Source organism: Nitrospirota bacterium (genome assembly GCA_040757335.1).
GTDB lineage: Bacteria > Nitrospirota > Nitrospiria > 2-01-FULL-66-17 > 2-01-FULL-66-17 > JBFLXB01.
On record JBFLXB010000009.1, the window covers coordinates 14,759 to 38,835 of the forward strand.

29 protein-coding genes are annotated in these 24,077 nt (G+C 65.4%); 11 read left to right on the forward strand and 18 right to left on the reverse strand.

Annotated elements, in window-relative coordinates; translation table 11 throughout:
- Nucleotides 1-5 precede the first annotated feature (5 nt).
- The 5 genes from AB1451_06630 to mraZ form a co-directional block, all read right to left on the reverse strand.
- Complete coding sequence (locus AB1451_06630; protein ID MEW6682584.1) at nt 6-1,568, reverse strand: UDP-N-acetylmuramoyl-L-alanyl-D-glutamate--2,6-diaminopimelate ligase; 1,563 nt, start codon at nt 1,566-1,568, stop codon at nt 6-8.
- Nucleotides 1,565-3,310, reverse strand: a complete 1,746-nt coding sequence (locus AB1451_06635) for a penicillin-binding protein 2 (GenBank protein MEW6682585.1) — start codon at nt 3,308-3,310, stop codon at nt 1,565-1,567. The genes AB1451_06630 and AB1451_06635 overlap by 4 nt, the downstream gene beginning before the upstream one ends.
- Entirely contained in the window at nt 3,297-3,668 is a 372-nt protein-coding gene (locus tag AB1451_06640) for a cell division protein FtsL (GenBank protein ID MEW6682586.1), read from the reverse strand. Before AB1451_06640 ends, AB1451_06635 begins: the two co-directional genes overlap by 14 nt.
- 61 nt (nt 3,669-3,729) lie before the next feature.
- Nucleotides 3,730-4,662: a 16S rRNA (cytosine(1402)-N(4))-methyltransferase RsmH gene (gene rsmH, locus AB1451_06645; GenBank protein MEW6682587.1), complete on the reverse strand. Its 933-nt coding sequence runs from the start codon at nt 4,660-4,662 to the stop codon at nt 3,730-3,732.
- A 197-nt stretch (nt 4,663-4,859) separates the two neighbouring features.
- Nucleotides 4,860-5,303 carry a division/cell wall cluster transcriptional repressor MraZ gene (gene mraZ, locus AB1451_06650; protein ID MEW6682588.1) on the reverse strand — a complete coding sequence of 148 codons (444 nt, stop codon included), beginning with the start codon at nt 5,301-5,303 and terminating at the stop codon, nt 4,860-4,862.
- A 292-nt stretch (nt 5,304-5,595) separates the two neighbouring features.
- Between mraZ and thiS the strand changes: the two genes are divergently transcribed.
- The 9 genes from thiS (at nt 5,596) to glgC (ending at nt 11,898) form a co-directional block, all read left to right on the forward strand.
- Nucleotides 5,596-5,796 carry a sulfur carrier protein ThiS gene (gene thiS, locus AB1451_06655; GenBank protein ID MEW6682589.1) on the forward strand — a complete coding sequence of 67 codons (201 nt, stop codon included), beginning with the start codon at nt 5,596-5,598 and terminating at the stop codon, nt 5,794-5,796.
- Nucleotides 5,793-6,713, forward strand: coding sequence for a cysteine synthase A (gene cysK, locus AB1451_06660; protein MEW6682590.1), 921 nt, complete (start codon nt 5,793-5,795; stop codon nt 6,711-6,713). Before thiS ends, cysK begins: the two co-directional genes overlap by 4 nt.
- A 24-nt stretch (nt 6,714-6,737) precedes the next feature.
- Nucleotides 6,738-7,541, forward strand: a complete 804-nt coding sequence (gene moeB, locus AB1451_06665) for a molybdopterin-synthase adenylyltransferase MoeB (protein MEW6682591.1) — start codon at nt 6,738-6,740, stop codon at nt 7,539-7,541.
- 20 nt (nt 7,542-7,561) lie between these two features.
- The gene (thrC, locus tag AB1451_06670; GenBank protein ID MEW6682592.1) at nt 7,562-8,797 is read left to right on the forward strand and encodes a threonine synthase; all 1,236 of its coding nucleotides are present in this window, start codon (nt 7,562-7,564) and stop codon (nt 8,795-8,797) included.
- A 1-nt stretch (nt 8,798) separates the two neighbouring features.
- Entirely contained in the window at nt 8,799-9,080 is a 282-nt protein-coding gene (locus tag AB1451_06675) for a MoaD/ThiS family protein (GenBank protein MEW6682593.1), read from the forward strand.
- A 2-nt stretch (nt 9,081-9,082) separates the two neighbouring features.
- Nucleotides 9,083-9,322, forward strand: a complete 240-nt coding sequence (locus AB1451_06680) for an NIL domain-containing protein (GenBank protein MEW6682594.1) — start codon at nt 9,083-9,085, stop codon at nt 9,320-9,322.
- 23 nt (nt 9,323-9,345) lie between these two features.
- Nucleotides 9,346-10,170, forward strand: coding sequence for a molybdopterin-synthase adenylyltransferase MoeB (gene moeB / locus AB1451_06685; protein MEW6682595.1), 825 nt, complete (start codon nt 9,346-9,348; stop codon nt 10,168-10,170).
- Complete coding sequence (locus tag AB1451_06690) at nt 10,167-10,565, forward strand: M67 family metallopeptidase (GenBank protein ID MEW6682596.1); 399 nt, start codon at nt 10,167-10,169, stop codon at nt 10,563-10,565. Before moeB (AB1451_06685) ends, AB1451_06690 begins: the two co-directional genes overlap by 4 nt.
- Before the next feature lie 115 nt (nt 10,566-10,680).
- Nucleotides 10,681-11,898, forward strand: a complete 1,218-nt coding sequence (gene glgC, locus AB1451_06695; GenBank protein ID MEW6682597.1) for a glucose-1-phosphate adenylyltransferase — start codon at nt 10,681-10,683, stop codon at nt 11,896-11,898.
- Here glgC and mutM read toward each other — a convergent pair.
- The 11 genes from mutM to AB1451_06750 form a co-directional block, all read right to left on the reverse strand.
- Nucleotides 11,879-12,709 carry a bifunctional DNA-formamidopyrimidine glycosylase/DNA-(apurinic or apyrimidinic site) lyase gene (mutM, locus tag AB1451_06700; GenBank protein ID MEW6682598.1) on the reverse strand — a complete coding sequence of 277 codons (831 nt, stop codon included), beginning with the start codon at nt 12,707-12,709 and terminating at the stop codon, nt 11,879-11,881. The two genes, glgC and mutM, sit on opposite strands and share 20 nt — an antisense overlap.
- A 4-nt stretch (nt 12,710-12,713) precedes the next feature.
- Nucleotides 12,714-13,463 (reverse strand): twin-arginine translocase subunit TatC, encoded by a 750-nt coding sequence (gene tatC, locus AB1451_06705; protein ID MEW6682599.1) that lies wholly within the window; start codon nt 13,461-13,463, stop codon nt 12,714-12,716.
- The gene (tatB, locus tag AB1451_06710) at nt 13,456-13,707 is read right to left on the reverse strand and encodes a Sec-independent protein translocase protein TatB (GenBank protein ID MEW6682600.1); all 252 of its coding nucleotides are present in this window, start codon (nt 13,705-13,707) and stop codon (nt 13,456-13,458) included. The genes tatC and tatB overlap by 8 nt, the downstream gene beginning before the upstream one ends.
- A 20-nt stretch (nt 13,708-13,727) precedes the next feature.
- A complete protein-coding gene (locus AB1451_06715; GenBank protein MEW6682601.1) occupies nt 13,728-13,964 on the reverse strand; it encodes a DUF465 domain-containing protein in 237 nt (78 codons plus the stop codon).
- A gap of 31 nt (nt 13,965-13,995) precedes the next feature.
- Nucleotides 13,996-14,493 carry a ribosomal protein S18-alanine N-acetyltransferase gene (gene rimI / locus AB1451_06720; protein ID MEW6682602.1) on the reverse strand — a complete coding sequence of 166 codons (498 nt, stop codon included), beginning with the start codon at nt 14,491-14,493 and terminating at the stop codon, nt 13,996-13,998.
- Entirely contained in the window at nt 14,480-15,238 is a 759-nt protein-coding gene (tsaB, locus tag AB1451_06725) for a tRNA (adenosine(37)-N6)-threonylcarbamoyltransferase complex dimerization subunit type 1 TsaB (protein MEW6682603.1), read from the reverse strand. Before tsaB ends, rimI begins: the two co-directional genes overlap by 14 nt.
- A gap of 7 nt (nt 15,239-15,245) precedes the next feature.
- Nucleotides 15,246-16,037, reverse strand: coding sequence for a hypothetical protein (locus AB1451_06730; GenBank protein ID MEW6682604.1), 792 nt, complete (start codon nt 16,035-16,037; stop codon nt 15,246-15,248).
- Nucleotides 16,024-17,382 carry a DNA repair protein RadA gene (radA, locus tag AB1451_06735; protein ID MEW6682605.1) on the reverse strand — a complete coding sequence of 453 codons (1,359 nt, stop codon included), beginning with the start codon at nt 17,380-17,382 and terminating at the stop codon, nt 16,024-16,026. Before radA ends, AB1451_06730 begins: the two co-directional genes overlap by 14 nt.
- 67 nt (nt 17,383-17,449) lie before the next feature.
- Nucleotides 17,450-20,050, reverse strand: coding sequence for an ATP-dependent chaperone ClpB (gene clpB / locus AB1451_06740; protein ID MEW6682606.1), 2,601 nt, complete (start codon nt 20,048-20,050; stop codon nt 17,450-17,452).
- A gap of 44 nt (nt 20,051-20,094) precedes the next feature.
- On the reverse strand, nt 20,095-20,484 hold the full coding sequence (locus tag AB1451_06745; protein ID MEW6682607.1) for a MerR family transcriptional regulator: 390 nt from the start codon (nt 20,482-20,484) through the stop codon (nt 20,095-20,097).
- A 16-nt stretch (nt 20,485-20,500) separates the two neighbouring features.
- Nucleotides 20,501-20,941 (reverse strand): Hsp20/alpha crystallin family protein, encoded by a 441-nt coding sequence (locus tag AB1451_06750; GenBank protein MEW6682608.1) that lies wholly within the window; start codon nt 20,939-20,941, stop codon nt 20,501-20,503.
- A gap of 148 nt (nt 20,942-21,089) precedes the next feature.
- Here AB1451_06750 and AB1451_06755 point away from each other — a divergent pair, with 148 nt between their 5' ends.
- On the forward strand, nt 21,090-21,773 hold the full coding sequence (locus tag AB1451_06755; GenBank protein MEW6682609.1) for a lytic transglycosylase domain-containing protein: 684 nt from the start codon (nt 21,090-21,092) through the stop codon (nt 21,771-21,773).
- Nucleotides 21,774-21,819: 46 nt separating this feature from the next.
- On the opposite strand, the gene nadB is transcribed toward AB1451_06755, so the two are convergent.
- Nucleotides 21,820-23,397, reverse strand: a complete 1,578-nt coding sequence (gene nadB, locus AB1451_06760) for an L-aspartate oxidase (protein MEW6682610.1) — start codon at nt 23,395-23,397, stop codon at nt 21,820-21,822.
- Nucleotides 23,398-23,408: 11 nt separating this feature from the next.
- Nucleotides 23,409-23,828 (reverse strand): hypothetical protein, encoded by a 420-nt coding sequence (locus tag AB1451_06765; protein ID MEW6682611.1) that lies wholly within the window; start codon nt 23,826-23,828, stop codon nt 23,409-23,411.
- Between the two features lie 148 nt (nt 23,829-23,976).
- Here AB1451_06765 and AB1451_06770 point away from each other — a divergent pair, with 148 nt between their 5' ends.
- Entirely contained in the window at nt 23,977-24,066 is a 90-nt protein-coding gene (locus tag AB1451_06770) for an AURKAIP1/COX24 domain-containing protein (GenBank protein MEW6682612.1), read from the forward strand.
- Nucleotides 24,067-24,077 lie beyond the last annotated feature (11 nt).

The following is a 24,077-nucleotide window of genomic DNA, read 5'->3' on the forward strand; positions in this document are numbered from 1 at the left end:
CAGCGTCACGCGGACTGCGCGCGAACCGCAAGTCGCCGTTCAATCGCGTCTTTCGCAACCGCCCGGTCGTCGAACGACAGGCGCCGCGAACCGATGAGTTGATAATCCTCGTGCCCTTTTCCCGCAATGACCACCAGATCGCCAGCCTCGGCGGTCTGTACCGCGCGCTCGATCGCTTCCCGCCGGTCGGGCAAGGTCAGGTACGGCTGACGCGAAAACGCCGACGGGCGGCCCGGTGGCCGGGCCGACACCTCGTCGCGGATGCCGCCCTCGATCGCCTCGATGATGGCCAGCGGGTCTTCACCCCGCGGGTTGTCCGACGTGAGGATGACCAAGTCGCTCGCGCGAGCCGCCACGCGCCCCATCGGCGCGCGTTTGCCGGGATCGCGATCGCCCCCGCACCCAAACACGGTGATGAGGCGACCGCGGCAGAGTTCGCGGGCCACGGCCAAGACCCGGCGCAGCGCGTCCTCGGTGTGCGCGTAATCCACTACCACGGTGAAGTCCTGCCCCACGTCGACCTTGTCGAACCGGCCCGGAACCCTGATCATCGCGGCGATCCCCTCGCGGACCGCTTTCGGCGGAACGTCTTGCCCGACCGCCACCGCAGTCGCCGCAAGGAGGTTCGAGAGATTATACGACCCGATCAACGGCGAGGTCAGGTCCAGTTGGCCCTTCGGGGTGCGCACTCGACACCGGATACCGTCCACCGAGGACGACACCGATGCGGGATAGACATCGGCCCCTGAATCGAGGCCGAAGGTCCACACCGGCGCGCCCGACGCCCGAGCCATCTCGTTCCAACGCGGGTCGTCGCGGTTGATCACGGCCAGGCGGGGCCGCACCTTCGGGTTGTCCTCGCCCAGCGCTTCGAACAGCCGGCGCTTCGCCGCGGCGTACGCGTCCATCGTGCCGTGGAAGTCCAGGTGATCCTGCGTGAGGTTCGTAAACACCCCGACGTCGAAGGCACAGCCCGCCACGCGGTCCTGTGCCAGGGCGTGGGAGGAGACTTCCATCACCACGTCGGTGACGGACCGCGCCACCATTTCCGCCAGCAGCGCCTGTAGAGTTTCGGCGTCGGGCGTGGTGTGCGGCGCAGGACGGATCTCCTCTCCGACCGCGTACGACACCGTGCCGAGCAGACCGGTGGAGCGCCCCGCCGCCTGGTAGATCGCCCGGATGAGATGCGTGGTCGTGGTTTTGCCGTTGGTGCCGGTCACGCCGACCAGACCGAGCCGATGCGAGGGATCGCCCCATGCGCGAGCCACCACCCGTCCGAACCATCCGGCGCCCGCAGGGACGATGAGCCGCACCAGACGCGGCGGTCCCGCCACCGCCCGGATCGCTTTGCCGTCCTCGCCTGCCACTGCGACCGCCCCGCGGACGACGGCTTCGCGGAGAAACTGATGACCGTCCTGACGGACGCCGCGTAGCGCCGCGAACAGCGCCCCGGGAATCACCCGACGCGAATCCGCGGTCACCAGCGTGATCTCGGGATCGGTATCGCCCGGCGTGGTGATGCCGGGGATGCCACGAAGCAACTCGCTGAGCCGGCGGGGAGCCCTCATTGCCACGCCACGCGGGTCACGTGTTGCGGCGGTGCGGGCGCGTCGCGCGGCGCGCTCAGATAACGCAGCGTCGCCTCGGTCACCCGAGCAAACACCGGACCGGCCACCGTGCCCCCCCAGGTCCGGCCGCGCGGATTCTCCAGCACCACGGCTACTACCACCGCGGGCGCACGCGACGGCGCAAACCCCACGAACGACGTGACCTCCCGGTCGAACGAGTACCGGCCGGTCTCCGGATCCACCTGTTCCGCCGTGCCCGTCTTGCCCGCCACCCGCACGCCCTCGATCGCCGCCAGAGCCCCGGTCCCGCCGGGCTCGACCACGCCTTCGAGCAGCCGAGTCATGACCGCCGCGGTTCGTTCCGACATCACGCGCGGACCCGACGCGTCCTCCGACGGCCCCGCGACCCCCCGGCCCTCGGAGCCCTCCACCCGGACCACGAGGTGAGGTCTGACGAGGCGACCGCCGTTGGCGACCGCGGCGTAGGCCGCGACCAGTTGGAGCGGCGTGGCCATGAGTTCCTGGCCGATGGCGATGGTCGCGGCGGAGCGTTTGGACCAGCGGGCGACCGGCGGGACCCGGCCCGGCGCCTCCCCGCCCAGGTCGATCCCGGTTTTTCTGCCAAACCCGAACGCGGCAATGGCGCGCGCCAACCGTTCGTCGCCGAGGCGAAGCGCAATCTTGGCGGTCCCGATGTTGCTGGACTTGGTGATCACGTCGGTGAACGGCACCCGGCCGAGCGGTTCGTGGTCGTGCAACACGCCGCCCGGCATCACCCAGCGCCCGTTCTCACAGTCGATGATCTCGTTGGGTCGGACCAGGCCGGCTTCCAGCGCCGCGACCGCGGTGACGAGCTTGAACGTCGAGCCGGGCTCGAAGGCGTCGGTGATCGCGCGGTTGCGCCACTGCGCGGGGCTCGAATAGTCGACGGCGTTGGGGTTGAACGTGGGGCGCACCGCCAGAGCCAGGATGCCGCCGTCCCACGGATCCATCACGATCAACGAGCCGCTCTCAGCCCCGCTGTCGGCCATGGCGGCGTCAAGCTCCCGCTCGCTGATGTGTTGGATCACCTCATCGATCGTGAGGATCAGATCTCGCCCCCGGGACGGCGCGACGTATTGGAGTCCTTTGGGGAACAGCCGGTGCCCGGCGCCATCGCGTTCGTAAATCAGCCAGCCCTTTTCGCCGCGCAATTCGCGGTCGTAGAACCGTTCCAGTCCTTCGAGGCCCTCGTGGTCGGTTCCCGCGAACCCCAACACGTGGCTCAACAACGCCTTGCGGGGATACATCCGGCGGGGCTCCGGCAGTAGGCGAACCCCCTCGGCCCCCAACTCCTCCACCGCGTGGGCCACGGCCGGATCCACGCGGCGCTCGAGCCAGACAAACGCGCGGTCTTCGCGCAGGCGTCGCGCAAGCGGTGTGGCTGGCACCCGCAACACCGCAGCCAACTCACGGGCGATCGACTGGGGATTGTCGATGAGCGGCGGCACCGCGTAGAGCGACGGCACGGTCAAATCCGCGGCCAAGATCCGGCCGTTGCGATCGTAGATGGTGCCGCGTTCCGCTTCGACCGCCACGGCCTTCTCGTGTTGTCGCTCCGCGCGGTGAGCCAGTTCCGGACCGCGGAACACCTGCAGATACACCACGCGGACCGCAAGCGCCGCGTAGACCACCCCGAACACGGCGAACACCCACAGGGCACGCCGACGAGCCAGGCGGTCGGTTTCGTCAGGGCGCGGCATGCGCGTCCGTCGGCAACACCCCCCGACCCACCGCCACGGCGAACAGTTGCTCCGAATCCGGCTCAAGCGGCGGCAGTCGCATCACCACGGTTTCGCGGGGAGGAACATGCGTGAGTCCCATTGCGCCGGCCAATCGTTCGATCCGATCGAGCGACGCCAGGCTTTCGCGTTCGATCAGCAGTTGACGATGCAGACGTTCGAGTTGGGTCTTTTCGGCCTGCAACCGCTCGGTTTCGTAACCCAGCTGAATCGTCCGATGGTGGTGCCACAGCACCACGACGCTGAGCGAGACGACCGCGCCCCAGATCATCCACGCGCGGCGCGGGCCGACGCACCATCCTCCCAATCGTCTCAGCACGCTGCTCCGTACGCTCCCCGGCATCACGACCTTCCCAATAAGTCCCCGACTCCGTCGGCGCTCACGCGGCCTCCGCCATGCACTCGACTGCGCGGAGTTTGGCGCTCCTCGCGCGGGGGTTGGCGAGAGCCTCTTCGGCGCTCGGGGTAATCGGTCGTCGGGTAAGCACCCGGGCCAACCGGCGACGCCCGCACGCGCAAACCGGCAGGTCGGGCGGACACACACACCCTCCTTCCCAGCGCCGGAAGGTCTGTTTAACGATGCGATCTTCCAGCGAATGAAAGGTGATCACCACCAATCGCCCACCGGCGGTCACGCAGCGCCGCGCCGCCTCCAGCGCCGGCTCGAGATCTTCCAGCTCGTGATTCACCGCGATGCGCAGGGCTTGAAAGGTCCGCGTCGCGGGATGAGGATGGGGCGCGCGATACCTCGCGGGGATGGCGTTGACGACGAGGTCGGCCAACTCGCGGGTGTGCGCGATGGGTCGGAGGTTCCGCGCCCGCGAGATGGCCGCGGCGATCCGGCCGGACCACCGTTCTTCGCCGTATCGCCGAATGACGTCGGCCAACACCGGCTCCGGCCACTCGTTGACGATTTCGGCGGCCGTCAGCGGGTTACGGTGATCCATACGCATGTCCAGCGGTCCCTCGCGTTGAAACGAAAAGCCCCGCTCGGGGGTGTCGAGTTGCAGCGACGAGACCCCGAGATCGAACAGCACCCCGTCAACGGCCGTCCAGCCGTCGGCCGTCAGCACCTCCGGAAGCGCGCGAGCGTCGGCCTGGTGCAGACGGACACGATCCGCCGGCAACCGATCGCGGGCGATCGCCAGGGCCTCCGAATCCCGGTCGAGTCCCACCAGCATCCCGTCGGGTGCACACGCCGCGATGATCGCTGCCGCGTGCCCCCCGAGCCCCACCGTGACGTCCGCGATTCTCCGCCCGGGTCCGCACCCCAACCACTGCACCACTTCGCGGACCATGACCGGCTCATGCACTGCTTCCACTCCTGCCGCTCCGCTTCCATAGATAGTTAGTGGAGAACCAATCGCATTATCTGAGATTGGAGCCTGTTCAGGAGCGCGCCAGATGCAAGGCGCCGCGAGCACCGGAGCGGAGCGTACGAGGTCGGTACGTGAGCACCGGATGCGCAGCGGCAACGCCGCAGATGGCCGCTCATGGACAGGCTCCTCTCCTACACGCCGTAGCCGGTAACCGCCCCGACGATCTGATCGAGATCACGCGCCAGTTGCGCGGATTTGGCTTGCCACCGAACCAGCGACCACGCCTCGAAGTAGTCGTGAAGTCCCACCAGCATGACGTCGCGGTCCAGACCTGCGTATTGGCGAAGCTCGGGAGGAATCAAGATTCGACCTTGCCCGTCGAGCGTGCAATCCACCGCATCACCGTGAAAGAATCGTCGATAGTCTTTGCTGACCCGCGCCGTATCGGGAATGGCCTGGATCTTGGCGGCCCGCCGTTTCCACTCATCGAGCGGCAAAATCGCGAGGCACTGTTCCTGGTCTTTGGTCACGATCAGCACCTCGGTAGCCCGTTGCGCGAGGGCGTCGCGATATTTTCCCGGAATACTGAGTCGCCCTTTGGCGTCGATGGTGTGGTGGTACCGGCTGAGAAACACGTGGTCTCAACTCCTACTTTATCCCACTATGCCCCACTTTGTGGGTTGGAACGTAGCGCAATTGGCCCTGCGAGGTCAAGCGAAAAAACACCGACCAGCGGGGGTTTCCCGCCAACGGCCTTCGATCCCCGGCTTACGATCCCCGCTTGACACGTTTTTCCACCATTTGCTACAAATGGAATCCTTTTAGGTGTTGATCTCGCGGTTCCGGAGCCGGATGCACACCGTGTGCCCTGCCCGCGGTCTGCGGCGTCACACGCCGAACCTCCACTCACGACCACAAAGGATCGCGATGAAGGTCAAACTGAACGGCAAGATCGAAGAGATCCAGCAAACCACGGTCCTGGATCTGCTCAAAGCGCGCAACATCGAGCCCCAGATGGTCTCGGTCGAGCACAACCTCAAGATTCTCGAAAAAGAAGAGTTCGCCACGACCACGCTCAAGGAGGGCGACGCACTCGAGTTCCTCTATTACATGGGCGGGGGCGGGTGAAAGCGGCCGCCGACGCGACCGCGCTGATCGGCGACACGCCGTTGGTGCGGCTCCTCAGCGACGACGGCTGGGCCGAGATTTACGCTAAGGTTGAAGCAGCAAATCCTGGAGGGAGCGTCAAGGATCGCATCTGCCTCAACATGATCCTGGCCGCCGAGCGCGACGGACGGCTCAAGCCGGGCTCCACCATCGTCGAGCCCACCAGCGGAAATACCGGAATCGGCCTGGCGCTCATCGCCGCGGTGCGGGGGTACCGACTCGTGCTGCTCATGCCGGAAAGCATGTCGCGGGAGCGGAGCGAGATCTTAAAGGCATTCGGGGCCGAGGTCGTGTTGACCAAGGCACAACTGGGCATGGCCGGCGCCATTGACGAGGCGCGCGCATTGTTGGCGCGACACTCGGACTATTTCATGCCGGATCAGTTCGCCAACCCCGCCAACCCGGAGGTGCACCGACGGACGACCGGGCCCGAGATCTTGTCCGCCACCGACGGACGGGTCGACGCGTTTGTGGCGGGCGTGGGAACCGGGGGCACGATCACGGGCGTCGGGGAGGTCCTCAAGGCCCAGAACCCCTCGGTGCGGATCGTGGCGGTTGAGCCGGCCGCCTCGGCGGTGTTGTCCGGCGGGCCCCCCGGCCCGCACAAGATTCAGGGCATTGGGGCGGGCTTCATTCCAAAGGTCTTGAATAGAGCGGTCGTGGATGAGATTATTACGGTAACGGACGACGACGCGTATCGCGCCAAGAAGGGTTTGGCCGAGCGCGAAGGTCTCTTGGTGGGAATCTCCTCCGGCGCCAACGTCGTTGCCGCGCGGCAAGTGGCGCGCAGGCTCGGCAAGGGACGGCGCGTGGTCACGGTCTTACCGGACCGGGGAGAGCGCTATTTCAGCATCGAGCGATACTTCGGAACCGCGTAAGGGCAAAGACGAGGAACACCGCAGATGGCGATGAACGAGGATCAGATCAAACGCTACAGCCGACACATCCTGCTGCCGGAGGTGGGGGGCAAGGGACAAAAGAAGATCGCGAACGCCAAGGTGTTCATCGTGGGCGCGGGCGGGCTGGGATCGCCCGCCGCGTTGTACCTGGCAGCGGCCGGAGTGGGCACGATCGGCATCATCGACGGCGACGTGGTGGATCTCTCCAATCTGCAACGCCAAGTCATCCACCACACGCCCGACATCGCCCGCCCCAAGATCCAGTCGGCGCGCGAAAAGATCGCGGCGCTCAATCCCGACGTGTCGGTGGTCCCGATCCACGATCGGCTCACGGCCAAGAACGCCCTCGATCTGGTCAAGGACTTCGACTTGATCATCGATGGCACCGATAATTTCCCGGCCAAGTTTCTGATCAACGATACCGCGGTGTTGGCCCAGAAACCGTTGGTCCACGGCGGGATCTTACGCTTCATCGGGCAGGTGCTCACGATCCTCCCGGGCAAATCGGCGTGTTACCGGTGTCTGTTCAAAGCCCCGCCGCCGGCAGGGTTGGTGCCCTCCTGCCAAGAAGCCGGTGTGCTGGGCGCGCTGGCGGGCGTCATCGGGACGATCCAGGCGACCGAAGCGCTCAAACTGATTTTGGGCGTGGGGCAGCCGCTCACCGATCGTTTGCTCACCTACGACGCGCTCACCACGCGGTTTCGGAACGTCCCGTTACGCAAGAACCCCCACTGCCCGGTGTGCAGCGACCAGCCGACCATTACCGAGCTCGTGGACTACGAGCAGGAGGTCTGCCGGACGGCGTAACCCGTCGACTGGCGAACGCCATGGACAAGATCAAGGGGCTCAAGTGCCGCGAGTGCGGCAAGCAGTACCAGCCGGACCCGCTCCACGTCTGCGAGTTTTGCTTCGGTCCGTTGGAGGTCGACTACGACTACGAGGCGATCGCCGCGTCGGTTTCCCGCGAGACCATCACGGCTGGGCCCAAGAGCTTGTGGCGGTATATCGATCTGCTCCCGGTCGAAAAAGAGGCCACGGTCGGGTTGCACGGCGGGTTCACGCCCATGATCCGCGCACATCGGCTCGGCCAAGCGCTGGGACTGAACGAGCTGTACCTGAAAAACGACACGGTCAACCACCCCACCCTGTCCTTCAAGGACCGCGTGGTGGCGGTGGCCCTTACCCGCGCGCGGGAGTTCGGTTTTGACACCGTGGCCTGCGCCTCGACCGGCAACCTCGCGAATTCCGTGTCCGCCCACGCCGCGCAAGCCGGGCTGCGGTGCTTCGTCTTCATCCCATCGGACCTGGAGTCCGCCAAGGTGTTGGGCAACTTGATTTATCATCCCACCGTGGTGGCGGTGGAAGGAACCTATGACGACGTGAACCGTCTGTGCAGCGAGATCGCGGGAGAGTACCGGTGGGCGTTCGTGAACATCAATATCCGGCCCTACTACGCCGAAGGCTCCAAGACCCTGGCGTTCGAGACCGCGGAACAGCTCGGATGGCGCGCCCCGGACCAAGTCGTGGTCCCCATTGCATCGGGCTCGCTGTTGACCAAGATCTGGAAAGGGCTCAAGGAGTTCGAGCGCGTGGGGCTCATCTCGGGCGTCAAGACCAAGGTCAACGGCGCGCAGGCGACCGGGTGCTCGCCGGTGGCCGCGGCGTTTTCAGAAGGCCGCGACTTCATCAAGCCGGTCAAGCCCAAGACGTTGGCCAAGTCATTGGCCATCGGCAACCCGGCGGACGGGTATTACGCGCTCAAAACCGCACGGGAAACCAACGGCGTGATCACGAGCGTGACGGACGACGAAATCGTCGAAGGCATCCACCTGTTGGCCAAAACCGAAGGCGTTTTTGCCGAGACCGCGGGCGGGGTGACCATCGGCGTCCTCAAGAAGCTGGTGGAACAGGGCGCGATCGGACGACGCGACGTGACCGTGGCTTACATCACGGGCAACGGGCTCAAGACGCAGGAAGCCGTTGCCGGCACGTTGGGCGAGGCCGTGTACATCGAACCCACGCTGGAGAAATTCCAGCGACGATTCCGATTGAAGGAGCCTTGAGATGGCCGTAATGGTCCGCATCCCGTCACCGCTGCGTAAGCTCACCGGGGGCGCGAGCGAGGTCGAGGCCAAAGCGGACTCGATCGGCGGGTTGATCAGCGCGCTGGAGTCCTCGTATCCGGGCATGCGCGAGCGCTTGTGTGACGAAACGGGCGCGGTCCGGCGCTTCGTCAACATCTACGTCAACGACGAAGACATCCGGTTCCTGACCAACCAGAACACGCCGCTCAAAGACGGCGACCACGTGTCGATCGTCCCCGCCATCGCGGGCGGGCGGATCTAACCATGGCGAGCCTCAAGGTCCACATCACGTTCCCGGAAACCAAAATCAAGGACCCCGTCATTTATCAGATCAGCCACGAATACAAAGTCATCACCAATATCCGGCGCGCCGACGTGACCGCGAAAACCGGATGGATGGACGTGGAGTTGACCGGGGACGCGGCCGAGATCGAACGCGCCATCGCCGGACTCAAAGCCAAGGGGGTGAAGGTCGACCCCATCGAACGCAACATCGTCGAGTAACCGACACGGAGCAGACGCGGCCCATGGCACTCACCGACTCACAGATCGAACGGTACAGCCGGCACTTGATCCTCAAAGAGGTCGGCGGCAAGGGACAGCAGAAAATCGCCAATGCCAAGGTGTTCCTGGTCGGCGCAGGAGGCCTGGGATCGCCGTCGGCGCTCTACCTGGCGGCCGCGGGCGTGGGCACGCTCGGCCTCATCGACGCCGATACCGTTGACCTGTCGAATCTGCAGCGACAAATCTTGCACACCACGGACCGCGTGGGAGTGCCCAAGGTGGAATCCGCTCGCCAGACGCTCGCGGCGTTGAACCCCGACATCAAAATCAATCTGTATCAGGACCGCATCTCGTCCGCCAACGTCATGGACCTGATCCGCGACTACGACATCGTGCTCGACGGGTCCGACAACTTCCCCACCCGGTTCCTGATCAACGACGCCTGTTTCTTTCAGAAAAAAACCCTGGTGTCGGGCAGCATCTTCCGCTTCGAGGGGCAGGTCGCGGTCATCAGAGCGCACAACGGCACGCCCTGCTACCGCTGCCTGTACCCGGAACCTCCTCCCCCGGGATTGGTCCCGTCGTGCCAGGAGGCCGGTGTGCTGGGTGTGTTGGCCGGGACCATCGGAATTCTCCAAGCCGCGGAAACGCTCAAGGAGATTCTGGGCGTGGGCGAGTCGCTGGCCCAGGGCTTGGTCATGTACGACGCGCTGGACATGACGTTTCGTACCCTCAAGACGCGCAAGAACCCGCACTGCGCGCTCTGCGGGCCGAATCCCACGATCACGACTCTGCTGGATTACGAGCAGTCCTGCACCCTGCCGCCCGCCGGCGCGCCGCACGCGTGAAGATCCCCAAGGCCCTGGTCGCGGCCATGATCGCCCACGCCGAGGAGACGTATCCCGAAGAGTGCTGCGGTCTGCTGGCGGGGCCCCCTGATGCGCCGTCACACCTCTACCGGATCCAAAATGTCCACGCCACGCCCAGGGTGTTTTTCGAAATGGCGCCCAAGGAGCAGTTCTGGGCCTTCAAGAACATGCGCCACAACAACCTGAGTCTGGTCGCCATCTACCACTCCCACCCCGAAACCCCCGCCCGCCCCTCGCAAAGCGACATTCGCCTGGCCTACGACCCGGAGCCGTACTACCTCCTCGTGTCGTTGCAACAGCGCGACAAGCCCGAGCTGCGGGCGTACCGGATCGTGGAGGGAAAGGTGACCGAAGAAGCGATCGAGATCGTCTGACGCTAGGGGCCAGCATACTCCCAACCGGCGGTTGACAGAGCGGCCCTCGTCGGAGCAAAGTAGAGCCTCTAGACGGTTTCTCCCAGTGGCCACGCGTTCGCAGGAGGACTCCGCAGTGCCCCGCACTGTTCAGCCCCGCATCCTTGCCATGATCATGGCCGGCGGTCGCGGCGAACGGTTGGCTCCTCTTACCGATTTCCGTACCAAGCCCGCCGTGCCTTTCGGCGGCAAGTACCGCATCATCGATTTCGTGCTCAGCAACTTCGTCAACTCCGACGTGATGGCCATCTACGCGCTGGTGCAGTACCGTTCGCAGTCGCTCATCGAGCACTTACGGCGGGGGTGGCGGATCGGCGGACGGATTCACCAAAACTTCATCACCGTGGTGCCGCCCCAGATGAAGACCGGCGCCATGGTGTACGAGGGCACGGCGGATGCGGTGTATCAGAACATCAACTTGATTCACGACTTCGCGCCCGACCTGGTCGCCGTGTTCGGCGCGGACCACATCTATCGCATGGACATCCGCCAGATGGTGGATTTCCACCTTGCGCATAAGGCCCAGATCACGGTCGCGGCGCTGCCGGTGCCATTGGCAGCCGCCTCCTCGTTCGGAGTGATCGAGGTCAACGAGGAAGATCGGATCATGGGATTCGACGAAAAACCCAGGCGGCCCAAACCCATGCCCGGGGACCCCACGCGGGCGTACGCGTCGATGGGCAACTACCTGTTCGCGGCCGATGCCCTCGTGGACATCCTCAACCAAGACTCCATGCACGGGGGCTCACACGACTTCGGACGCGACATTATCCCGCGTATGGTCGGTGAACACCGCGTGGTGGCGTACAACTTTCTCGCCAACGAAATCCCGGATCTCCAAGCCTACGAGGAGCACGGGTACTGGCGTGACGTGGGCACGATCGACGCCTATTGGCAGGCGCACATGGATCTGTTGGGCGAGCGGCCGCGTTTTGATTTGCGCAACGCGGCGTGGCCGATCATGACCGACAGCTACGACGGCCCGGCCGCGAGCCTGGTTCGCACTCGGGTCGATGCCGCCATGATCGGCCAGGGCAGCCAGATCGTGGACGCGGAGATCACAAGATCCGTGATCGGGCGCAACGTGCGGATCGACGCAGGCTGCCGCATCGAGGACTCGGTCATTCTCGATGGGTCGATCGTCGGCGAGGGCTCGCACCTGCGTCGGGTGATCGCGGATCGCTTCAACGTGCTCCCGAAACAGAGCGTCGTGGGCAAGGCCGACTCCGCGATCACCGTGCTCCCGCGCGGGCGCTCGATCGGCGGGAGAGCCTTCAACGTGACTGGCGGCTAGCTACCCCCACCCGCTGACAGCGGGGGCAGAAAAACCCGGGCTGGGCGTCTTTGGCGGCGGGCAATTTCTGGATGCGGGCGCCGCAGCGGCGCTTGCAGGGCAGCCCCGCGCGGTCGTACACGCGAAAGCGCTCTTGAAACCGGCCGCTCGCCCCATCTGGGGTGCGGTAGTCACGGATCGTTGACCCACCCCACCGAATACCTTCTTTCAGCGTGGATTTGATGGCGCGGTAAAGCGCCTCGCGCTGCGCGTCATTGAGATCCGACGCCTCCTGGCGAGGGTGTAGTCGCGCGGCGAACAGGGCTTCGTTCGTGTAGATGTTGCCCAAGCCCGCGATGATGTGTTGATTCATCAACAGCGGACGGAGCATCCCGCTCCGCGTCCCGACGATCCGCTCCCACGTCGCCCGACGCAGGGTCAAAGCATCCGGAGCCAGGTCGAACTCGACAAGCGACTTGGCGACGCGCCAGGCGCCGAACCGCCGTGGGTCCCGGTATCGGAGCTCCAGCGGTTCGCCGGCAAACGTCACCACCACGTGGGTGTGCGGCGGACGCGGCGTGTTACGAGGAGCGACCAGCAACTGGCCCGTCATGCCCAGGCGAACGCCAAGCCACAGCGATGGTTCCAACTCGAACAGCATGGATTTGCCGTGGCGGAGCAGACGAACTGTCGTGCGGCCCGGCAGTTCATCGGCGGTCAACGGCCCGGACCAGATGTCCCGGCGGAGGACTTCGACGGAGTCGATCGTGCGGCCGATGACTGCTGGTCGCAAACGCCGAGTGATGGATTCAACCTCGGGCAACTCGGGCAAGGGACTACACCTCGGCCGCGGCGGCTTCGGGCGCAGACCTCCGGCGTCCGAAGATGCGTGCCCCGATGATGCCGACTTCATAGAGCACGGTGAGCGGCACCAACATGAGCGCCATGTTGAACAGGTCGGAGGTCGGCGTGAGCACCGCGGCCAGGATGGCGTTGACCAGGAACGCGTAGCGCCGGTTGCGGGCCAACGCCGCCGGCGTGACCAGGCCCATCCGGCTGGCCAGCGTGACGCCGAGCGGCACCTCGAAGATCACGCCGAACGCCAAGTAAAACTTCAACGCGAAATCCACGTACATCCGCGCCGAGATCATCGGTCTGATACCGCGCTCCACGCCGAATGCGATCAGGAACTTCAGTGCGAAGGGCAGCGCCACGAACGCGCAGAACGCGAGCCCCGCGGCGAAAAACGCGCACGAGGTGATCACGAACCCCGCGGCGTAGCGGCGCTCCGATCGGTACAGGCCGGGAGCAATGAACCGCCACGCTTGATAGAACACGAGCGGCAACGCGATGAGCAGACCCGCGACGAGCGAAATTTTCAACGAGACCCAAAAGGCTTCGGTCGGGGACAGAAACACCAGCTCTTGGTCGAGCGAAGACACCAACCAGCCGAGGATCTCGTCGGAAAATGAAAACGCGCCGACGGCCGCGACCAGCACCGCGACCGCGCTGATGATCAGGCGCTTCCGCAACTCGACGAGATGATCGAGCAGCGGCATCGCCCCCCCGGTCCTGTCCTCAACCATCGGTCGATCGATCCGGCGACTGGGGGGAGGCGGACCTCGGCCCCGAGGTGGACTTCGGCTCCATGGTGTCTTCCACCGCTCGCAGTTCGTCCTGCACCTGGGCCTGTGCGTCGTCCGCGGCGCGTTTGAGCATGGCGAACCCGCGCCCCAGCGTGCGCGCGAGTTCCGGCAACCGCTGCGGCCCCAGGACGATCAGGGCCAGCAGGAGGATCACGATCAGTTCTGGAAAGCCGATACCGAACATACGACGCAGACCCGATCGTGTCAGGACGCCATGCGGGCGTGCCGGGTATGTCGCAAAATGTCGTTCATGCGATCCTTCGTGGCGAGTTTTTCTTTCTGGACGTTCTTTTTCCTGACTTCTTCGTCGGTGGTCAACACGCGACGTTTGACCAAGTCCCCGAGTTCTCGTTCCAACTCAAGGTGTCGCCGTTCGAGGTCAACGTATTCTCGATTGGTCTTGCGGAGGTGTTCGATCCAACTGACGTCGTCATCGCGCATCGCGCTCCCTCCTGTTCTTGAGCGTACCGCGTCACACGACCCGCTCCATCAACACCGCGTCCTCCTTGGGCTCGTCATAATACCCCCGGCGCACGCCGGCCGGTCGAAACCCGAACCGCTCATACATCGCGATCGCGGCCCGATTCGACCGCCGCACTTCCAGGGACGCTCGGCGCACCGGGGCCCCCGCGTGGTCGAAGAGATGCGCCAGGAGACGGCTGGCCACCCGGCGTCGTCTGGCGTCCGGCCGCACGGCGAGGCTGACCACCTGCAGCTCGTCCACCACGAACCACCCTCCGATGTAGCCGACGATATCGCCCCCGGCTACGGCCACGAAAAACCGCGCGGACGGGTTCTCGGTCAGTTCCGCCCGGAACATGTCCTCGGTCCACGGCTGCGCGAACGACGCCCGCTCGATCGCGAGCACGACATCGAGGTCTGGGAGCGTCATGGGACGAATGCGACCGACCGACGGCTCCTCGGCCCGACGACCGGGTCGGTTCTCCACCTCGGGGCTAGGTCCGACCACGCGCCGGATCCCAGCCGAGCATGCGCCGTCGACGGCTCCCCAGCACGCCGCGCTCCAGATTCGCCTCCGCGGTCGACCGCCTGACATATCGCGGAAGCAACGCCTCCACCGGCGTGTCCCGCCCGGAAGCCAAGAGGCGGGCTCCCAGATGCAGCGCCGCAGCCGCGGCCGTCATCAGGGGTCCCGGGGCGACGCTCACACGGGATCCCAGGGCGGTTTTCAGGACATCGGCATGGCGTGCCGCGCCTGGTCCGACGCAGGACAGGGCTGCGCCCCCCGGCAACGACGCGGCCCATGCGTCAGGCGTGGTCACCGCCTCGTCGCCGAGCGGTTCGGCCCCGCCGTCGTCGCAGCGAAAGAGCCGAGCGTACACCTCGCCGCGGCGAGCATCCAGCACGGCCGCCACGTGGCCCGACCGGCCCGACGCCACGGCGATCGCATCCAGCGTCCCCACCGCTGCGACCCGCACCGGACACGCGGACCGCAGTCCCTTCACCAAACTCACGCCGATACGCAAGCCGGTGAACGAGCCGGGACCGAGCGTCAGCACCACGCCGTCGAGGTCCGACGTCGACCAGCCCCGCAGCCCGAGCAACCGGTCGATCGCGGGCAACAACTCGCGCGACGCCGTGGCCCGCTCGGTGCACACCACCTCGCTGACCGACCCGAGCGCCGGCTCACCCTCGCCCTCCCACACCGCCGCGCTCGCGTCGTCGAGCGCGGCATCGATCGCCAGAAGCCTCATCCCCACGCTACGATGGATCGACTGCCAGTTCGTGAAATTCGATACGCAACGAGCCGGACTCGCTCAGCGCGCTCACGAGAAACGGCCGCCACGTTCCGCGCACCTCGCGATAGCGATCGAACTCGACGCGTATTCGGCGCGAACCGTCGGAGTCGAACCATTCCTCGCTCACCGGCAGAAACCGCGTGCGCTCGAACAGGATCTTGCGTTCCAGACGCGCTCGCCCGCCGTCAACGACCAACACATAAAGGGTGTAGCGCTCCTCCCCGCGCTCGAGCGCGACGACCTCGAGAGGATCCACCGCCACGCCATGGCTGGCCCCCAATACCAGCAGCACGTCGGCGACGCGGATCGGTCCCACCCACGGAGCCAGACCGCTCTCAATGAGGTCCGCCCCCACCAGGGCGGGCGCGGCGTCGTCTCGTCGCAGCGTCACGTGCTCGCCCTCCGCGCTGAGCACGAACAGATCCCGCCCCAACGGGTCGAGACCGTGGACTTCGAACGTCTTCGGCGGCGTGTACCGCACCGTCCCCTTCACGCTGCCCGACCGGCCGCCGCGCGAGGCCTGAAAGGTGACCAGGGCACGATAGGCCTCGACCTCCGATCGTTCGGCGAGCATGCGTTCGAGTTCGGAGAGCGTGGCGTCGCGCTTGGGAAGGACGTCGGCCTCGACCGCCGGCCGATGGGCGGCGCACCCCGCGACGAGGACGGCCCAGAGCGCCACGGCCAACCCCGGCCAGCAGCCGCTCGGCCGATCATCCGCGGCGCGACCCGCCACGCCGCGGTCAGCGGATGCCAAGCGCTTCGAGTGCGTGATGGACGTCTTCGACCCCAACGACGGCGACCCCGGAGGCCGCGGCCCGTTCCGCGTTCCGAGCCGGAACCACGCAGCGCGCAAACCCCAAAGCCGCGGCCTCGCGAAGGCGAATATCCGCCTGGGGCACCGCCCGGATTTCGCCCGCGAGCCCGATCTCGCCGAAAATCACGGTCTTGGGATCGATGGCGCGGTCTGTCCAACTCGAAGCCACCGCGGCCGCCACAGCCAGGTCGGCGGCGGGTTCGTCCAGCGACAAGCCTCCGGCCACATTCACGAACACGTCCTGCCCGCCCACTCCCAATCCCACGCGTTTTTCGAGCACGGCCAGCAGCAGCCCCAGCCGAGCGGGATCGACCCCGTTGGCTGTTCGTCGCGGCGTCCCCGCCGCGGGATACGTGACGAGCGCCTGCAACTCGACCAGAATGGGCCGCGTCCCCTCGGCGCTGGCCAGAATCGCTGAACCGGATGTGCCGTGGGAACGCTCCGAGAGGAAGAGTTCCGAGGGATTGGCCACCTCGGACAACCCATACCCCTTCATTTCAAACACCCCGACTTCTTGCGTGGAGCCGAACCGGTTTTTCACCGTACGCAGGATCCGATAGGGATGGCTCTTCTCGCCTTCGAAGTGCAGCACCGTGTCGACGATGTGTTCCAGGACCCGAGGGCCGGCAATCGCCCCGTCTTTCGTGACATGACCGACCAGAAACGTCGCGGTCCCGGTTTGTTTGGCAAGGACCATGAGCCGGCTCGCCACTTCACGCACTTGACCCACGCTCCCTGCGGAAGACTCCAGCGTCTCGCTGCGCAGCGTTTGCACGGAATCCACGATGAGCGCGCGGGGAGCGTGGGTGATCGCGGCTTCGATCGCCCGGTCGAGCGACGTCTCCGCCAACAGCCACACCGAGTCGCCCGTCACGCCGATTCGTTCCGCGCGCAGGCGGATCTGGCGAGCGGACTCTTCACCGGAAACGTATAAGACGCGTTGACCGGTCCGCGCCAACCGGTCGGCGAGCTGGAGGAGTAACGTCGATTTGCCGATGCCGGGGTCGCCGCCGATCAACGTCACCGCGCCGGCTACCAGTCCTCCGCCCAGGACGCGATCCAGCTCCGCCATGCCGGTCGGAGACCTGGCCTCGGCGGCGTCGACCGGCACGTCGGCCAGTCGGAGCGGCGCGGCGGAGGAGCCGCTTCCGCTCATCGCCGCGATCCCGGTGTGGGGTTCCTCGACCAGACTGTTCCAGGTTCCGCACTCGGCGCAGCGTCCGAGCCATTTGGGGTGCTGGCCCCCGCACGACTGGCAAACGAACACCGTCCGAGCTCTCGACATGTTCCGATGATAGGACCGATCACGCTCAAAAATCAACGAAGTCGGGCGCGTACCGCTTCTAGCGACGTTACGAGGCCGGCTGGGCAACGCCGGATTTCACGAATTCCAACCCGCCCTCGCGAACATCCACGCGGATCACGTCCCCGTCCCGGAACTCGCCCTCCAACAATCTCAGCGACAGCGGATTCAGGAGGTCGCGCTGAATGACTCGCTTGAGCGGGCGGGCGCCGTAAACCGGGTCGTATCCCTCCATCGCGAGCACGGCTTTCGCCCCGTCGGTGAGTTCCAGCCTGATGTGGCGCTCCTCCAGCCGCTTTGCCACCGCCGCGAGCTGGATCTCCACGATTTTCCCGATCTGTTCGGCTCTCAGCGGGTGGAAGATGATGATGTCGTCGACCCGGTTCAGGAACTCCGGCCGGAACTGGGCGCGCAGCGCCGCCATGACCTGGCTGCGCATTTCGGTTTCGTCGTGAGCCAGCTCTTGGATGAACTGACTCCCGGCGTTGGACGTCATGATCACCACGCTGTTCTTGAAGTCAACCGTCCGCCCCTGCCCGTCCGTCAGCCGCCCGTCATCCAGGAGTTGGAGCAACACGTTGAACACATCCGGGTGCGCTTTTTCGATCTCGTCCAACAACAGCACGGCGTAGGGTCTCCGCCTGACCGCCTCGGTGAGCTGGCCGCCCTCTTCGTACCCCACGTATCCTGGGGGCGCGCCGATCAAGCGGGCCACGGCGTGTTTTTCCATGTACTCGGACATGTCGATCCGGATCAGCGCCTGCTCCTGGTCAAACAGAAATTGCGCCAAGGTCTTAGCGAGTTCGGTCTTACCGACGCCGGTCGGACCGAGAAAGATGAACGATCCCATCGGGCGATTGGGATCCGCAATCCCGGAACGGGCTCGTCGAATCGCGTTGGAGACCGCGACCACGGCCTCGTCCTGGCCGACCACGCGCTCGCGCAGACGTTCCTCCATGTGCACGAGTTTCTGAATCTCTCCCTCCAACAGCCGTGAGACGGGAATCCCGGTCCACTTCGCCACGATTTCGGCGATGTCCTCCTCGTCCACCTCCTCTTTGAGCAGGCGCGTGGTGGAGTGGACATCCTTGAGACGAACCTGTTCGGCCTCCAGGCGTTTGTTGAGGTCGATCAGGCGACCGTAGCGCAGTTCGGCCGCGCGACCAAGGTCGCCCGCGCGCTCGGCGCGTTCGGCGTCTTCCGTGGCTTTCTCGATCTCGGCTTTCAAAGCGCGGAGCGATCCGATGGAGGCTTTCTCGGTCTGCCACTGGGCGGTGAGCCGATTTTTCTCTTCGCCCAAGGACGCCAGGTCCTTCTCGATCCGCTCCAATCGCTCCCGAGACGCCTCGTCCCGCTCTTTCTTCACCGCTTCGCGCTCGATCTCGAGCTGCCGGATCTTGCGCTCGACCTCGTCGAGTTCGGTCGGAAGGCTGTCGATTTCAATGCGAAGACGGGACGCCGCCTCGTCGATGAGATCGATCGCCTTGTCCGGCAAGAACCGGTCGGTGATGTAGCGATGCGACAAAATGGCCGCGGAGACCAGCGCGGCGTCGCGAATCCTGACGCCGTGGTGCAACTCGTAGCGGCCCTTCAATCCACGGAGGATCGAGATCGTGGTCTCGACGCTCGGTTCGGTGACCAGTACCGGCTGGAATCGGCGCTCCAGCGCCGCGTCCTTTTCGATGTGCTTGCGGTACTCGTCGAGCGTCGTGGCACCCACGCAGCGCAACTCTCCGCGCGCCAGGGCGGGCTTGAGCATGTTCGACGCGTCCATCGCTCCCTCGGCCGCGCCCGCCCCTACCAGCGTGTGCAGCTCGTCGATGAACAGGATGACGTCGCCCTCGGCGGCCGTCACCTCTTTGAGCACGGCCTTGAGCCGGTCCTCGAACTCCCCGCGATACTTGGCCCCCGCGATCAAGGCGCCCATGTCGAGGCTCATGACCCGTTTGTTTTTGAGGCCCTCGGGCACGTCCCCGTGCGCAATCCGCTGGGCGAGGCCCTCGGCAATGGCGGTCTTGCCCACGCCCGGCTCCCCGATCAACACGGGGTTGTTCTTGCTTCGCCGCGACAACACCTGAATCACGCGGCGGATCTCCTCGTCGCGGCCGATTACCGGATCCAGCTTGCCCTTGCGGGCGAGATCCGTCAGGTCTCGGCTGTACCGCGCCAGCGCTTGATACTTGTCCTCGGGATTCTGGTCGGTCACCCGCTGGGTGCCCCGAATTTCCGTGAGCGCGGCCAAGAGCCGGTCCCTGGTGACCCCCGCCCCCTTCAGCAGGGTGCCGATCGTGCCACCGGCGTCGAGGAGCGCGGTCAGCAAGTGTTCGGTGCTGACATAGTCGTCCTTGAGCCGCTCGGCCTCCTGCTCGGCCTTGGTGATCGCCTCCTGAAGCCTCGGCCCGGCGAACAGCTGCCCCCCGCCCCCGGTCACGTTGGGCAACCGATCGAGAGCTTGCTCCAAGTCACGGCGAACCCGTCCCACGTCCACGCCGATCTTCTTCAAGAGCGGAGGCACCACGCCGTCGTCCTGCGCCGCGAGGGCCAGTGCCAGGTGCTCGGCGTCGACTTGCTGATGCCCGCGGCTCTCGGCGCTTCGTTGGGCCGCCTGTAAGGCTTCCTGGGCTTTAACGGTCAGTCGATCCAGTCTCATCGCTCTACCTTTTCGTCACGGTTCTCTGTGTTCGTTGCCCCGAGTCAACCCCGTCGGATCGGCACCGTGATCGCGCGCGCCGGCGGATGACGGGCGGCCTCCAGGGATTCGTGTCGCGTGGCCAGCTCGCGTTCCACACGCGCAGACCACTCTTGCATCCACCGTCGGATGACGGATTCGACCTCTCGGATGTTGTCGTCCAATTCCAGAATCTTGGCCACACCCGCCAGATTGACCCCTTCATTACGAGTTAAGTGTACGATCAGCTTCACCCGCTCGACATCTTGCTCGGAGTACAGCCTGGTTCGCCCCAGGCTTCGGGACGGCTTCAAGAGTCCTTGACGTTCATACAGTCGCAACATCTGAGGGTGCACCGAGGCGATCGCGGCAACGCTGCCGATATGAAAGACGGGCTGGCTCGAGTCCTCGTTCATCCCCAGGACACCCTTGTCATTTCACCTCGACCGCGATCGCCCGGCTTGAACCTTGAGATCGCTTGGGCATTCGCACTTCGAGAATGCCGTCCTTCAGACGCGCCTGCACGTGTTCTTGGTGGATGGTGGACGGCAAGGTGAATGACCGGCTGAAGCTGCCGTAAGCCCGCTCGATCCGAAAATAGTGTTCTTTCTTGAGCGTGTTTTCAAACGTCCGCTCACCTCTCAGCGTGAGCACGTTGTCGCGGATCTGAAGTTCGATATTCTCGAGATCCACCCCCGGCACCTCTGCGAGCAAGATAATCTCGCCCTCGGTTTCCAGGATATCAACGGAGGGGCTCCATTGGGACGGCCGTTCCTCGGGTTGCCTCGCTGTTCCACGGGCCAGCGATTCCTCGAACAGCCGATTCATCCGATCCTGTAGGGACAACAGGTCCTTAAATGGCTCCCAACGCATGGCATCTCCCCAGATGTTCGAAATATAACTCAGATAATATTAACTGTAACGTTTATATAATATGACTTGATAGTTGTCAATATATGGATGCCGCCTGGAATCTCAGGTTTTTGACGGCTGTCCTACCCCTGTGCTACCTTTTGGAGCCATGAACCCCGCAACAGCCCTGGCGGTCGTAGCCGCGCTGGCGTGGACCGGTCTCGTTCTCCCTGGCGAGGGTCGCGCGGAAATCTTTCGTTACATGGCTCCTGATGGGTCGGTCCACTACTCCAACGTGCCGGTGGAGCGCGGTTACCGTCCGTATAAGATTCGCTCGGACGTGGGATTTACGGCGCTGCGATCGACCGCGAAACGCGATCGGACCCGTTATTACCGCCTGATTGACGACACTGCACTCAAGTATCGGATGGATCCGGCCCTGGTGCGAGCCGTGGTGAGGGCCGAGTCAGACTACGATCCAAGAGCCGTGTCATCGGCTGGCGCCTTGGGGCTCATGCAACTCATGCCGGGGACCGCCCAAGACCTCGCGGTGGCAAACCCGTTCGACCCGGAAGAGAACGTGCGCGGGGGGGTTCAGTACCTTCGCTACTTGCTCGATCGATTCAACGGGGATACCGCGCTCGCACTCGCCGCGTATCACGCCGGCGAACAAACCGTGGATCGGCACAACGGCATTCCGCCGATCAAGGCAACCCGCACCTACGTCAATCGCGTCCTCAAGTTCCAGAAGGGCTATCTCCGCACCATGCCCCAGGTGGACCCGGCGATCTATCGGGTCCAGACGGGCGACGCCGTGCACTACACCACCACTCCTCCGACGCCAACTCGGTAACCGACGGCGCGCCCCGGGACGCGCGTGACGACCGTCCAACCAAGCCTCACCCTGAACGCACCGTGGGCGTTCGCCGGGCTGGGCCCCCGATCACGGTCACGTGCCGCCGCCAATGCGTTCCCTTCTGCGGGTAATCGCCGCGGAAATGACACCCCACACTACCGCGTCGCGCGAGCGCAGCCTTCGCCACCACCGTGGCCACAAGCAAGAGGTTTTGCGCCTCGATTCCCTCTCGGGACGCGAAGGCCGCGCGGTGAAGCCAGCCTTCCTGCGCTAGGCCGTCGAGAGCTCGACGGATCGACGAACCGGTGCGTTCGATGCCCACACCATCCCACATCAGCCGCCGGATAGTCGCGCGGACCGCCTTGAGTGCCGTCGCGTCCGAAGCCGTTCCGGCCTCCTTGGCCTCCGGCGGCTCGGCGCCCCGCAGTCCTGCGAGCCGGGCGCTGGCGGCCGCAGCCCGCCCGGTTCGCGAGCCGAAGACCAGCCCTTCGAGCAATGAATTGCTCGCTAAACGGTTGGCCCCGTGCACACCGGTGCACGCGGTTTCACCCACCGCGTACAGACCGGGCAGATTGGTGGCCCCGTATACGTCGGTTTTGACCCCGCCGATCATGAAGTGAGCGGCCGGGGCGACCGGGATCGGCGTCGAGGCGATGTCCACGCCGTAGTGTCGACACGTCTTGGCAATCAGCGGAAAGCGCTCCAGGAGCCACCGGCGTGGGAGCGTGGTCACGTCCAGCAGCACGTGATCGTCGCCGGATGCGGCCATCTCCCGCCAAATTGCCCGTGCGACCACGTCCCGGGGTGCCAGCTCCCGTCGGGCATCGTAGCGCTCCATGAAGGCTTCTCCCGCCGTGTTGCGCAGCACCGCGCCCTCACCGCGCATCGCTTCCGAGAGGAGGAACGCCGGCGCACCCTTCAGCGCGAGGGCGGTGGGATGAAACTGCACGAATTCCAGATCCGCCAACACGGCGCCGGCGCGGTACGCCATCGCCACGCCGTCACCGGTCGCCACCGGTGGATTGGTGGTTCGCAGGTACGCCTGCCCGATCCCGCCCGTCGCGAGGATCACGGCTCCAGCCCGGACGAGACGCAGGCGACCTCGGTCCAAAACCCACACTCCAACGCAGCGTCCATCCTTCAGGCACAGGTCGACCGAGAAAACGCCCGCTGCCATCGTAATCCGAGGGTTCGACTCGACGAGTCGGAGTAGGACGGTGGTGATTTCCATTCCGATTCGGTCGCCCCCGGCCCGGAGGATCCGGCGTCGGGTGTGAGCCCCCTCGTGCGCCTTGGCAAACCCGCGGCCCTCCCGATCGAACTCCACCCCCCAACGGATCAACTCGCGAACACGTCGCGGCCCCTCGTCGACCAGGATACGCACCGCCTCGGGCCGGCACAGGCCACGGCCCGTGCGCATGGTGTCGGCAAAATGGGCGTCGCGTTCCGCGCGGCCTTCCAGCGCCACGGCGATGCCGCCTTGCGCGTATGCGCTGTTGCTCTTGTTCCCCCGCTCTTTGTTCAACAGCACGACTCGGCGTGTGCGCGCGGCCTCGACCGCGGCCCTGAGGCCTGCCACGCCTCCGCCTACAATCACGACCTCAGTTGACGAGGGAAGCACCGAAGCGCGGGTTACGGAGGAACGGAGGGACTGGCGACGAACGGATTGTCGCCCAGCACCGCGGTGAGGACGGGGCGGACATCGGTTTCGACCAAGAAGCGCGCGGTGCCTTGCCGGGCGATCGGGGCGCTCCCGGCCGCCCGCCACTGCGCGTCCCAATGAAGAGACACCGTCGCAGTCTGTCCCTCGAGATGAATGCGCTCGATGGTCAATGCCAGGTCGATCCGATCGAATTGGTCGAAGGCGGCTTGGGCCGTCCGCTGCAGGGTCTCGCGATCGGGAAACTGGGTCGCCACTCCGGACATCAGCGCGGCGCCGTCGCGGTGTTCGTAGGCGCGCTCGAGTTCGGCGACCAATGCCGCCACGTCGCGCACCAACCGTCCGTCGTCGGACAGCTTCGGAGCGCTTGAACAGGCGTACAAGGCCGACATCACCAGGAGAGCCGTCCGACCCCAGCAGGGCATCGCCGCATTATAGGAACGCCGTCCCCAGCGGTCAAGCCGCTCCGTCCGCTTGCATTCCCACACACAATCGCCCTACAATGCCCCTCCACATCGCCACCCAAAGCGGGGATACTGCATGTCACGAGTCGTCAAGAAACGCCGCAAGAAGATGCGCAAGCACAAATACAAAAAACTGCGCAAGAAGATGCGGCATAAGCGCAGATAGCGCGACCTGGC